Here is an 11,931-nt window from a genome sequence, read left to right on the forward strand (position 1 = left end):
AGGATTTGATTAATACATGACACTTATTAATGATGCGATTCGCGCAATTGAAGCAGGACAGACCGAAGATGGATTGAAAAAGCTTGAACGCGCCAGTCATACCGATAATCATGAAGATAAATTTACAGTTGCCGAGCTTTTTTACGAATTAGGCCATACACAAAAAGCACAAGCCCTACTTGATGAACTATTAGTTCTGTATCCTGATGAGGGTAGCTTATCCGTCTTCTCGGCTGAGATGATGATTGATGATGATCGAGAAGATGAAGCAATTGAAATGCTTCTTGACATCGCCCCAACAGATGAATCCTACTTGCAGGCACAAATCTTATTAGCTGACTTGTATCAAATGCAATCACTAGATGAGGTAGCAGAGCAAAAGCTTTTAGCGGCAAGTGAGCATGCACCTGATGAAGTGATCATCACGTACGGTCTAGGAGAGTTTTACCTTGAAAGAGGCGATTATGCAAAAAGCATTCCGTATTTGAAAAAGGCTGTTCATCAAAAAGAAGATTTAAAAGGAGTGCCCGTTGAACTTAAACTTGCCGAAGCCTTTAGTGCAACAGGTGAGTTTGAGGATGCACTTCACTATTATCAACGAGGTATTGATGAATCAATGACTCCTGATGCGTTGTTTGGGTTTGGTTTTACTGCGTATCAAGCAGGAGATATGACCGTTGCCATCGAACAACTCGAAGCGCTTAAGTCACTGGATTCTGATTTCACAAGCTTGTATCCTTATTTAGCAAAAGCGTATGAATCTGAGAATCGTTTAACAGAAGCCCTAGAGGTCCTAAAAGACGGAATGGCTGCTGATGAGTTTAATGATCAGCTTTACCTACTGGCAGGAAAGATTAATTTTAAACAGCAGGATCCGATTCAAGGAGAAACGAATCTTCGTCAGGCTCTGGCGTTAAATCCATCTAATATGGAAGCACTTCAAACGCTTGCAGCTTATCTTCGCCATGATGAACAATTTGAGGAATTACTTGAGCTTTGTTCTCATGCTAGATCATATGGCGAAGAAGACGCAATGCTCGACTGGTATGAGGCCTTTGCTTTACGTTCATTAGATGAGTATGAGAAGGCTTATCCATTGTATGAAGAAGCATTACAAGCATTTAGCGAAGATGTGGACTTTCTTGAGGAATATGCTCATTTCCTTATGGAATATGGAAAGCGGGATTTGGCTTATCAATATTTCAAAAAGCTTCTTGAACAAAAGCCCGAAAGAATGGATATCATTGAACTGCTTGAGGAATTCTAAATTATCGCAGCAAAAAAGAGGATTTTCTTTTAGCCGTACAGAAATGTAGAGTATACTAAGAAACTTGTTTCGAGTAAACAATGAGCTGTCAGGTTGATCTTAAAGGAGGGGACGGAATGGGAAATACGATTCCAGTTGTTGAGAAGAAGGATTTTCTTAAAAGCTTCTTAAAACAGTATGAGCTGAAGCGTCGGGAATGCGCGTGGCTGTTAAACTACCTCATGAGTGATGATAACTTAATGGAACGAGTTCATTTTATTGAGCAAGCTGAACAAACACCTAAAGCTCTTGTGATATCAGCGCAAGGTGTTAGCACCATACCCTTCTCGTTTAGAAAAAATCAGCATGTCACCACAGATGCCGAGAAAGCATTTCACGATATCCGTTTAAATCAAACGGAAGAAATCTATATTGAACTGCATTTTAAAGGCGCAAAAAGCTACTCATTATACCTTGCTGTTCTTGAAGATAACCCGTATTTGCCTGAAAATCAAAAACGGGCTGAAGTGATGGAAAATGAAACAGAGCAACTGCTCTCGCATTCATTGTATATGTTTAACCGGACACAGCTTTTAGAACAGATCGATCAAGCGCTAGATACTCGAGATCAGATATTGTTCTCCCGGTATACAGAAGAACTTCGTCTTTTGGATGCAGAGCATAATAGAACGTAGAGAGCCTTGGACAAAACTAAAAATCGATTAGAAAATGGTGAATGATTCAATTGGAGAATCATTCACCATTCGTGATTTTATTGAACAAGCGAGGGATTCACCTGTAGCGGATTTGTTGCTATGTTCATGTTTTCATCAGTGTCTAACTGTTTTGTCTCAGGCTCTTTGTTTTTACATAGAATAAGGAGTGAATGAATGATGAAGTGGACAACGAAAGATATTCAAGTCTATCAGAAAGAGAAAGCGTACGTTGATACGGTATTAATCCCACTTATGCCTCTTGGGTTTCAAAAAGAACAAACAAAGACTGTTTTGGCTAGCGAATATATTGAATCCATCTCATTAGAACTAGAAAGGATGTATCAAGGCCGATTGCTCACAAGCTTACCTTTTACCTATCTTTCTAGTGAAAAAGTAGAAGATAGGGTGAATCGATTAGAATCATGGATAGAGTCTTGGAAAAAAGACGGTGCTAAACATATTTTGTTACTGACAAGTGATTCGAATTGGCGGGATGTTGATGTATTAGAACGAATTGAGTGGGTGCCAGCCATTCAATTACATGGATTAAGCGCCAAGGATCGGGCGAATCTTAGTGCTGATGTGGCTCGAGATTTGTCTTCAATTTTGACAAAAAAGTGGTCATAAAGTCACATTTATATGAAAACGGAACCAAACCTCACGTGAAGAGATATTGCGCTATGAAACCGGTTGTAGTATCATTACATTGTCCTAGTATTATTTCGTTTTATGTCCAATGATTGGGCTTACAATCTGTTGGTAGGAGGGAGAACCGTGAGCGAGAAAGAGCACAAAGTGTCAAGACGACAATTTCTGACGTATACGCTTACAGGTGTTGGTGGGTTTATGGCAGCAGGAATGCTAATGCCAATGGCAAGATTTGCCCTTGATCCGGCTTTAAAAGCAAGTGCTGAATCAGACATGCATTATGTGTGTGATCTAGATGACTTGACTGATGAACCACAACGATTTGTCTTTTCGTATGATCAAGTAGACGCCTGGTATGAGTCAGAAGTGCAACACGAAGCGTACATATTTAGACAAGGTGATGATGTTATTGCCTTATCCTCTTCCTGTACTCATTTAGGCTGTACAGTAGCGTATCAGGAAGATCAAGGAGAATTTGCTTGTCCATGTCATGGTGGAAGATTCGAGAAAGACGGTAAAAACGTACCGAATTTGCCTCCACAACGTCCATTGGACAGGTTTGAAGTGTTAGTTGAGGATGGACGAGTATCAGTAGGACAAGTGAATCAGCAAACTTAGTGGGAGGCGTAGTGGATGCTTCAAAAAATTTATGATTACGTTGATGAACGTCTAGATATTACGCCTATGTGGCGAGATATCGCTGACCATGAAGTGCCTGAGCATGTCAATCCTGCTCATCATTTCTCAGCATTTGTTTATTGTTTTGGTGGATTGACGTTTTTTGTAACGGTTATTCAGATCTTATCTGGTATGTTTTTAACCATGTATTATGTTCCTGATATTATTAATGCCCACGCTTCCGTATATTATTTACAAAACGAAGTAGCGTTTGGAGTCATTGTGCGAGGAATGCATCACTGGGGAGCTAGTTTAGTCATAGTTATGATGTTCTTACATACATTACGTGTCTTCTTCACAGGTTCATATAAAAAACCACGTGAATTAAACTGGGTTGTAGGTGTGTTAATTTTCTTCGTGATGTTGGGTCTTGGTTTCACCGGTTACCTACTGCCGTGGGATAACAAAGCGTACTTCGCAACGGTCGTTGGACTGCAAATTGCTGAAAGTGTGCCAATTATCGGTGACTTTACAAAAACATTGCTTGCAGGTGGAAACATTATTGGTGCAGCAACATTAACTCGTTTCTTTGCCATCCATGTTTTCTTTTTACCAGCAGCACTTCTTGGGTTACTTGGAGCTCACTTCTTTATGATTCGTAAACAAGGGATCTCTGGACCGTTGTAAGGAATAAAACACGTGATTCTCGGCAAAAGGAGGGAACAAGATGCATCGAGGAAAAGGAATGAAATTTGTTGGAGATTCCAGGGTAAAAGTGAATGGCAGAAAGCCAAACATTCCAAAGGATTACTCAGAGTATCCTGGTAAAACAGAGGCATTCTGGCCGAACTTCTTACTACGTGAATGGATGGTAGGTGCAGTGTTTTTAATGGGGTACCTGTGTTTAACTGTTGCACACCCAGCACCGCTTGAAGGATTAGCTGATCCAACAAACTCTGCGTACATCCCGTTACCTGACTGGTACTTCTTATTTTTGTATCAATTACTGAAATATACGTATGCCTCTGGTGATTATAATGTTCTCGGAACGGTCATTATCCCTGGGGTTGCGTTCGGTGCATTATTACTTGCTCCGTGGCTTGATACGGGTAAGGAACGTCGTCCGCAAAGAAGACCAATTGCATCATCTATGATGCTGCTAGGGGTTATCGCAACCATCTTTTTAACTTGGGAAGCTGTTGATCAACATGACTGGGTAGCTGCTGCACAGCAGGGTCAATTAGTAGAAGAAGGTGACGTTGATATTAACATGGAAGCTCAGGGCTACGAAATTTATCAAAGCCAGCAAACATGTATTTCTTGTCACGGGGAAACATTATCGGGATCGGCAATGGGACCAAACCTTCTTGAAACTGAGAAGTCTGTGGAAGAAGTTATCGAAGTTATTCATAATGGTCAAGGTGCGATGCCTGCTGATCAATTTGAAGGTTCAGAAGAAGAGCTTGAAATTTTAGCAGATTACATTGCAAATCATGGCGATGTAGAAGAATAAGGGTATAATAAGGATGTCGACTTAATTCAATTTAGTATGCTGGTAAAAGCTAGCGTCTAACTTGTAATTGTAGTAGGCATCTTTTTATTTTACCTGAAAATGAAAGAAGGGTACCTTATGTTTCTTCCAATTTTATCTTATTTCAGAAAGCCATATGTTCTTATCCTACTTCTGTTGATTAATGTTCCTGGGACAATCTACGGTTTTGTTTGGTATGGAAATCAATTAAAAGCGACACCGTGGTATTTCACACCATTTGTACCAGATAGTCCAACAGCTAGTTTGTTTTTTGTTTTTGTTCTTATTGCATTTCTGATGAAAACAAATTGGCCTATTTTTGAAGCGTTAGCTGGTGTCACACTGATTAAATACGGGATTTGGGCAGTTGTGATGAATAGTTCATCTGTTTTGGCTGGGGCGCCGCTCACGTCGGATATTATCATGTTAAATCTTTCTCATGCTGGAATGGCTATTCAAGCAGTTATCTATGCTCCTTATTTCCGAATAAAGCCTTGGCACTTAATTGTCGCACTAATTTGGACTGTACATAATGACATCATCGATTACGTCTTTGGAATGTTTCCTTGGTTGTCATCAGGTCTTTTACCGTACCTTTCGCAAATCGGTTATTTTACTTTCTGGCTTGGCTTGTTTTCTGTTGGATGTATCTATTGGTTATGCCTTCGAAAGGATCGTTTGCACCTGTCTATCTAGACCCGCCTGAGTTTATAATTCCTGGTCTACTCTTGTCCTACCATTCATAGGATGTATGGAATGGGGGAGGGATACTGTGCGATACGTAAAAGGAATGATACTTTTTCTTGTTTGTTTTGGATGTCTTAGTGTACAGAATGTACAAGCAAGTTCTGAAAGTCAGTGGACCGATGTGAGTAAAACAGCAGATCTTGTTCTGCAATTAACAAAGCAAGAGAACTTAACTGAAGCCAATCAACTACTTGAATCATTTAATCATACATGGCAAAGCGTAAATCATGATCAATCTCCTTTTTTTGATACAGAGAGTGAACAAGCCATCTCTCTTACCTTGCAACAAGCTCAAGTAGCACTGCAATCAGAAGAGATGGAGCAAGTAGAACGAATTGATCGTGTGACAACGTTTAGATTAGCTGTTGATGCCGTATCAAATAATAGTCAACCGCTATGGCTTTTAAGTGAAACCTCGCTACTTAGAGCAGCGGAAGAGCTTAAAGTCGTAGCTTGGGATCAAACAACTGACGTATTTTATCAACAATTAAATGAAATTAATCGTCAATATCAAGTCATTCGTCCGGCATTGTCCATCCAAGCCGCAAGTGACTTGTATTTTATTGATGCGCAACTGGATACGTTTTTATCTTCAAAAAAGCAGTTGGATGTGAGTGCTAGAGCTGCTTATGCTGCACAGCTTGAGGAAGACATTCAAACAATGTATGAAGAATATGACCGAGAAGAAGCAGATCCGTCACTATGGTGGATGATCTTTACGATTGGTGGAATGATTATTGTATCTCTCTCCTATGTAGGATGGAGAAAATATGCAACCTCGCAAGTGAAACAGGAGGAAAAGGAAAAAGAAAAAGAGAAAATGTAACACGATTTGCAAAAAAGGTTAATACTTTGACTTTCTCTGACGTTTTAAGTACACTATAATCATATAGTAATTCTAGGTAAAAGGATGAGGTGAGTGTACCGTGTCAATGAGTTTTCTTGTTTATTTTGCTTTGGTGCTCATTATTCCGATATGGGCAAGTAGCCGGGTGAAAAAAGCGTATAACAAATACTCTCAGGTTCGTAACTCTGCAGATATGACCGGAGCTGAGGTAGCTCGTAAAATTCTTGATGACAATGGATTATACGATGTACGAATTGAAGAAGTAAAAGGTCAGCTTTCTGATCACTATGATCCTCGAGCTAAAACTGTACGTCTGTCTTCCGAGAATTATCACAGACCATCTGTTGCTGGGGCAGCAGTAGCGGCTCACGAGGTGGGACATGCGATTCAAGATGCTGAAAATTACTCGTTCCTTAACTTCCGTAGCGCCCTTGCACCAGTTGCAAGCATAGGGTCAAATGCTTCATTTTTCTTTTTGATTGCAGGTGTGTTATTTACCATTCAAAACTTAGTGCTGGTTGGAATTATCTTTATGGCAGCTGCGGTATTATTCCAGCTCGTCACCTTACCGGTTGAATTTAATGCGAGTAATCGCGCGATGGAGCAGATGGTTTCTTCCGGAATTATCCGTAACAATGAAGAACGTGAAACGAAAAAAGTTTTAAATGCAGCGGCTATGACATATGTCGCTGGTGCGTTAGTTGCTTTATTAGAACTATTGCGTTTTGTTTTGATGTTCTTGAATATGAACGACGATTAATTACGAAAAGACTCTTGGGTAACGCAAACCCAAGAGTCTTTTTTTCTTTCTATAAATGCAATGGTTGCTTGTTTTCATCCAACGTAAATCCTTCTCCGCTCACATCCGTCACATTGCTGATTGTGACAAAGGCATGAGGGTCGATTCGTTGAACAAGATTTTTAAAACGTGCTAACTCGTTTCTTGCCACAACGCAATACAATACATCCTTCTCTGATCCCGTAAAGCTCCCTGTCCCTTTTAAAGAGGTTGCACCACGCCCCATTTCTCGTAAGATGGCTTCAGAAATATCAGGAATTTGCTCAGAGATAATAAAGGCTGCTTTGGCGGAATAGGCTCCTTCTTGAATAAAATCAATCACTCGTGCGGCGATGAATACGAGAACTAACGTGTACATCACCTCTCGATAATTGATGTAAAGAAGTGAGGTAGCGATGACACATGCATCAAATACAAACATGGTCCGTCCAATACTCCATCCAAAGTAACGCAAACAAAGCTTCGCGATAATGTCAACGCCTCCAGTAGTCCCGCCGTATCGAAAAACAAGACCTAATCCAACACCTATAAAGGCTCCGGCGAATAACGCAGCTAATGTTAAGTCATCATGAAGTGGTATGTAAACAAGTTGAAACCGCTGAAATAAGTCCAAGAAAACGGAGACTGCAACTGTACCCACAATCGTATAGATAAAGGTAGTTCTGCCAAGTAGCTTCCATCCAATAAAAAATAACGGGATGTTTAAGACCAAGTTCGAAATAGCTGGATTAAGATTAAACGCATAAAATAAAATAAGGGTAACTCCTGTAAATCCTCCATCAGCTAATGAATTTTCCATATTAAAATAAACAAGACCAAAAGACATAAGTGCGGATCCGACAATCACAAAAAAGAGATTGCGGATATGTTGATAGACCATGATTCTCCTCCTTTATCTTTCATTACTCTATAAAATATTTCAAAAAAAAGCTAGCTTTCATGTGAATTGATTTCGTTTTAACTTAGTTGTTACCTTCATATAGATCATTTATGAGAGTGAGGGGGGTATACACTTGAAGCAACTCATTTCATTATTTCTTATTTTATGCTTAAACAGTCTTGCCTTTGCAGGAGTATTTTGTGTAATCATAGCCAAATGGTCAGTGGTCGACCAAAATACCGGAATAGTTGTGATGGTTGTATGCTTTGTGCTTGGACTTTGGAATCTGATAGCGATGATAGATCTCCTCCGTGGTCGACAAAAAGGCTAATAATATTTCAAAATGATGTCAAATTAATTTCATTTATATTATTTTCTGAAAATAGGTTTTAAGTCATGTTAAGTTGGGAAAGTAGACAGTATAAATTTTTGTAGAAGAGAGGTTAGACCGTGGACAAATATTTATCAGTCGAAGTATTAAGAGCTGCTTATCGGCAAGCTATACTAAATGATCATGATCAAGACTTTATTCAGTTAATCCGTGAAGAACTTATTAAAAAGGAAGCGGATTCATTTGATAAAACGTTAGTTCATTTTGAACATGTTATGGAAAAAGAATAATCATACCACTACTTACATAAACCAATTTAATAGCCTGCCATGTTCCGACTTAATGGAACAGGTAGGTTTTTTAGTGATTTCAATATCCTTATAAGGTTTATATAGCTATACAATTGCGAAATTGCACGTAATTCGCTAACATGGTAATTGAACAAACGTTACATAAACAACTTAAGTGCAAGCTGTGGAAGAAGGGTGATAACGATGAACGAAATAAAAATTGTCATTGCAGGACCAAGAGGGAATATGGGGCGTGAAGCTGTTACATTAACTCAGGAAACGAACCATTTCTCATTAGTGGCTGTAATTGATTCTAAACATAATGGTAAGCGTCTATCAGAAGTAGAAGGTATGCCTGAACTAGACATTCCTGTTTATACAGATATTAAGCAATGTTTTACGGAGCAACAGCCAGATGTACTCATTGATCTTACTTCGCCAGAAATTGGAAAAGTACACCTTGAGGCTGCAATCGATCAAGGTGTACGACCGGTAATTGGTACAACAGGATTTACTCAAGAAGAAATTGATCGTTTACGTACAAAAGCAGAGGACAAAGGAATTGGAGCGATTATTGCACCCAATTTTGCGATAGGTGCCATCTTAATGATGAAATTTGCACAAACGGCAGCTCGTTATATGCCGGATGTAGAAATACTTGAGATGCATCATGACAGAAAGCTCGATGCCCCATCAGGAACGGCTCATAAAACAGCTCAATTAATTTCAGAAGTAAGAGAAGCGAAACAGCAAGGGCATGAAAATGAAACAGAAGATATGCAAGGAGCTCGTGGTGCGGAAATGGAAGGTATGCGCATTCACAGTATTCGCTTACCTGGATTAGTCGCTCATCAAGAGGTTATCTTTGGTGGACCAGGTCAAACATTAACGATTCGTCATGATTCAATTAATCGAGCGTCCTTTATGCCTGGTGTTCGTCTGTCTGTGGAAACGGTTCTTTCATTAGATACATTGGTGTATGGATTAGAACATATTATCGAGTAGAGGGGATAAACCATGAGAATTGCACTTATTGCTCACGATAAGAAAAAGGATGATATGGTAGAGTTTTCACTGGCATACAAAGATACTTTAGCTGAACATGAACTATATGCAACGGGAACGACAGGGACCCGTATAACGGAAGCGACTGGTTTATCCGTCACATTATTTAAGTCAGGTCCGTTAGGTGGAGATCAGCAAATCGGTGCGCGCGTTGCTGAAAATTTATTTGATTTAATCATTTTTCTGCGCGACCCACTAACTGCACAACCGCATGAGCCGGATGTTACAGCCCTTGTTAGACTTTGTGATTTGCAGTCGGTACCACTTGCTACAAATTTAGGAACAGCTGATATATTAATAAAAGGTCTTAAGAATGGCGATTATAAATGGCGGGAAGTTTTGTAAAAGAAGGAATGAGACGATGGATTCACTTGATATCCTAGCATTCGGTGCACATCCGGATGATGTTGAGATTGGTATGGCAGGTACACTTGCCAAATACGCGAGCTTTGGAAAAAAGGTAGGGATTTGTAATTTAACAAAAGCTGAACTGTCTTCAAATGGTACGGTGGATACCCGGCAAAAGGAAGCAGAGGAAGCGGCTAACCATTTAGGTTTAACAACACGAATTCAGCTTGATCTTGCAGATCGTGGGTTAAGCTTAAATGAAGCCGAGAGTTTAGCGGAAATTACCTCTGTCATACGTACATATAAGCCTAAAATTGTATTTGCGCCAGGAAGTCCTGATCGACACCCTGATCATGTCCATGCTGGACGATTAATTCAAGAAGCTGTTTTTAATGCACGTATTTATAAATATCAATGTATAAAAAATTTGCCGGCACACAAAGTTCGCGATGTATTCACTTATTTTATAAACGGTTTAGCGCAGCCGGACTTCGTCGTAGACATTGCGGAATGGAAAGAGCAAAAACGAAACGCACTTCAGGCTTATAAGAGTCAGTTCGAACACTCTGCATCTTCAGTGGAAACACCACTTAATTCAGAGTATATTGCAAGCGTGGAAGCAAGAGACAAAGTATTTGGTAGCCAAGCAGGTCTTCAGGTAGCTGAAGGATTTCAAACAGTTAAACCATTTGTTGTCTCTAATTTACTGGAAGGGAATCTGTAACGGATGAAGTATCGCATCGGAATTAGCTGTTATCCTACGGTTGGTGGATCGGGAGTTGTAGCTACTGAGCTTGGGAAACAGCTAGCAAGCAAAGGTCATGATGTTCATTTTATCACTTCGAGTATTCCTTTTCGGTTAGATCGGGTGTATCCAAACGTCTATTATCATGAGGTGCAAGTGAATCAATATTCAGTTTTTCAGCACCCTCCTTATGATTTAACGTTAGCAAGTAAAATGGCAGAAGTCATTGATCGAGAAAAACTTGACATTCTTCATGTGCATTATGCAGTGCCACACGCAATTTGTGCCATTTTAGCAAGGCAAATGGCTACACATCCTGTAAAGATTGTTACCACATTACACGGTACAGACATTACGATCTTAGGTGTGGATCAATCGCTAAAACCGTTAATTAAATATGGGATTGATGCTTCTGATGCCGTTACAGCGGTATCAGATGATTTAATTAAACAAACCTATGAATTAGTTCAATCATCTAAAGACATTCAAACCGTTTATAATTTTATAGATGAGACACAGTATCATCCAGTGGAAACTGGTGATTTAAAGAAGAGATATGGAATTGAAGCAGATGAAGCTGTTTTTATCCATATTTCAAATTTCCGACCGGTAAAGAGAATTCAGGATGTAATTAAAAGCTTCTCGCTTATCCACCAATCCATTCGAGCCAAATTGCTATTAATTGGTGACGGTCAGGAGTTACCGGCTGCAAGAGAATTGATCACTGAGCTCGGTTTAGAAGATCAGGTGCTTGTTCTTGGCAGCCAAAAGCATTTAGCAGAGCTTCTCTCTATTAGTGATGTGATGTTGTTATTAAGTGAAAAAGAAAGCTTTGGTTTAGTTGCTTTAGAAGCGATGGCTTGTGGTGTTCCTGTTATCGGCACAAGAATCGGAGGAATCCCTGAAGTTATTAAAGACGGTGAAACCGGCTTTTTATGTGAAGTGGGAGATGTTGAGGATGTCATGAGACGAGCGATTCAACTTGTAGCGGATCCAAGCACCCTCCAACAGTTTAGAGAAACTGCAATGCAGGACGTGATTAGACGTTTTAATGCTGATAAGATCGTATCTGAGTATGAAGCCATTTATCAAGCTGTTTTAGCGGAAAGGAATGAGTAGC

The 11,931-nt window shown here is 39.7% G+C and carries 16 protein-coding genes; 15 read left to right on the forward strand and 1 reads right to left on the reverse strand.

Features of this window, described 5'->3' with window-relative positions; all coding sequences use genetic code 11:
• Positions 1–16: 16 nt before the first annotated feature.
• From ACQKKO_RS02115 to ACQKKO_RS02155, 9 genes are all read left to right on the forward strand, one after another.
• A complete protein-coding gene (locus ACQKKO_RS02115; RefSeq protein ID WP_498643875.1) occupies positions 17–1,267 on the forward strand; it encodes a tetratricopeptide repeat protein in 1,251 nt (416 codons plus the stop codon).
• A 116-nt stretch (positions 1,268–1,383) separates the two neighbouring features.
• Positions 1,384–1,941, forward strand: coding sequence for a ReoY family proteolytic degradation factor (locus ACQKKO_RS02120; protein ID WP_498643876.1), 558 nt, complete (start codon positions 1,384–1,386; stop codon positions 1,939–1,941).
• 195 nt (positions 1,942–2,136) lie between these two features.
• Positions 2,137–2,589, forward strand: coding sequence for a DUF2487 family protein (locus ACQKKO_RS02125; protein ID WP_498643877.1), 453 nt, complete (start codon positions 2,137–2,139; stop codon positions 2,587–2,589).
• 147 nt (positions 2,590–2,736) lie between these two features.
• Complete coding sequence (locus ACQKKO_RS02130) at positions 2,737–3,228, forward strand: Rieske (2Fe-2S) protein (RefSeq protein ID WP_498643879.1); 492 nt, start codon at positions 2,737–2,739, stop codon at positions 3,226–3,228.
• A 15-nt stretch (positions 3,229–3,243) separates the two neighbouring features.
• Positions 3,244–3,915: a menaquinol-cytochrome c reductase cytochrome b subunit gene (gene qcrB, locus ACQKKO_RS02135; RefSeq protein WP_203086765.1), complete on the forward strand. Its 672-nt coding sequence runs from the start codon at positions 3,244–3,246 to the stop codon at positions 3,913–3,915.
• A gap of 40 nt (positions 3,916–3,955) precedes the next feature.
• Complete coding sequence (locus ACQKKO_RS02140; RefSeq protein ID WP_498643881.1) at positions 3,956–4,741, forward strand: c-type cytochrome; 786 nt, start codon at positions 3,956–3,958, stop codon at positions 4,739–4,741.
• A 117-nt stretch (positions 4,742–4,858) separates the two neighbouring features.
• Complete coding sequence (locus ACQKKO_RS02145) at positions 4,859–5,455, forward strand: DUF1405 domain-containing protein (RefSeq protein ID WP_498643883.1); 597 nt, start codon at positions 4,859–4,861, stop codon at positions 5,453–5,455.
• 76 nt (positions 5,456–5,531) lie between these two features.
• Positions 5,532–6,332: a sporulation protein YpjB gene (locus tag ACQKKO_RS02150; RefSeq protein WP_498643885.1), complete on the forward strand. Its 801-nt coding sequence runs from the start codon at positions 5,532–5,534 to the stop codon at positions 6,330–6,332.
• A gap of 106 nt (positions 6,333–6,438) precedes the next feature.
• Positions 6,439–7,113, forward strand: a complete 675-nt coding sequence (locus ACQKKO_RS02155; RefSeq protein ID WP_498644645.1) for a zinc metallopeptidase — start codon at positions 6,439–6,441, stop codon at positions 7,111–7,113.
• Positions 7,114–7,162: 49 nt separating this feature from the next.
• Here the strand turns inward: ACQKKO_RS02155 and ACQKKO_RS02160 are convergent, their stop codons facing one another.
• A complete protein-coding gene (locus ACQKKO_RS02160) occupies positions 7,163–8,032 on the reverse strand; it encodes a YitT family protein (RefSeq protein ID WP_343130379.1) in 870 nt (289 codons plus the stop codon).
• 133 nt (positions 8,033–8,165) lie between these two features.
• On the opposite strand from ACQKKO_RS02160, the gene ACQKKO_RS02165 reads away from it, so the two are divergent.
• The 6 genes from ACQKKO_RS02165 (at position 8,166) to bshA (ending at position 11,930) form a co-directional block, all read left to right on the forward strand.
• On the forward strand, positions 8,166–8,363 hold the full coding sequence (locus tag ACQKKO_RS02165) for a hypothetical protein (RefSeq protein WP_498643887.1): 198 nt from the start codon (positions 8,166–8,168) through the stop codon (positions 8,361–8,363).
• A 119-nt stretch (positions 8,364–8,482) separates the two neighbouring features.
• The gene (gene sda, locus ACQKKO_RS02170) at positions 8,483–8,653 is read left to right on the forward strand and encodes a sporulation histidine kinase inhibitor Sda (protein ID WP_498643889.1); all 171 of its coding nucleotides are present in this window, start codon (positions 8,483–8,485) and stop codon (positions 8,651–8,653) included.
• A gap of 204 nt (positions 8,654–8,857) precedes the next feature.
• Positions 8,858–9,658: a 4-hydroxy-tetrahydrodipicolinate reductase gene (gene dapB / locus ACQKKO_RS02175; RefSeq protein ID WP_498643891.1), complete on the forward strand. Its 801-nt coding sequence runs from the start codon at positions 8,858–8,860 to the stop codon at positions 9,656–9,658.
• Positions 9,659–9,670: 12 nt separating this feature from the next.
• Positions 9,671–10,063 (forward strand): methylglyoxal synthase, encoded by a 393-nt coding sequence (gene mgsA / locus ACQKKO_RS02180; protein ID WP_498643893.1) that lies wholly within the window; start codon positions 9,671–9,673, stop codon positions 10,061–10,063.
• 16 nt (positions 10,064–10,079) lie between these two features.
• Positions 10,080–10,790, forward strand: coding sequence for a bacillithiol biosynthesis deacetylase BshB1 (gene bshB1, locus ACQKKO_RS02185; RefSeq protein ID WP_498643895.1), 711 nt, complete (start codon positions 10,080–10,082; stop codon positions 10,788–10,790).
• Positions 10,791–10,793: 3 nt separating this feature from the next.
• Positions 10,794–11,930, forward strand: a complete 1,137-nt coding sequence (gene bshA, locus ACQKKO_RS02190; protein ID WP_498643897.1) for an N-acetyl-alpha-D-glucosaminyl L-malate synthase BshA — start codon at positions 10,794–10,796, stop codon at positions 11,928–11,930.
• The last annotated feature ends 1 nt before the right edge of the window (position 11,931 follow it).

This window comes from Alkalihalobacillus sp. NPDC127517 (genome assembly GCF_050276055.1).
Classification (GTDB): domain Bacteria; phylum Bacillota; class Bacilli; order Bacillales; family Bacillaceae_D; genus Alkalicoccobacillus.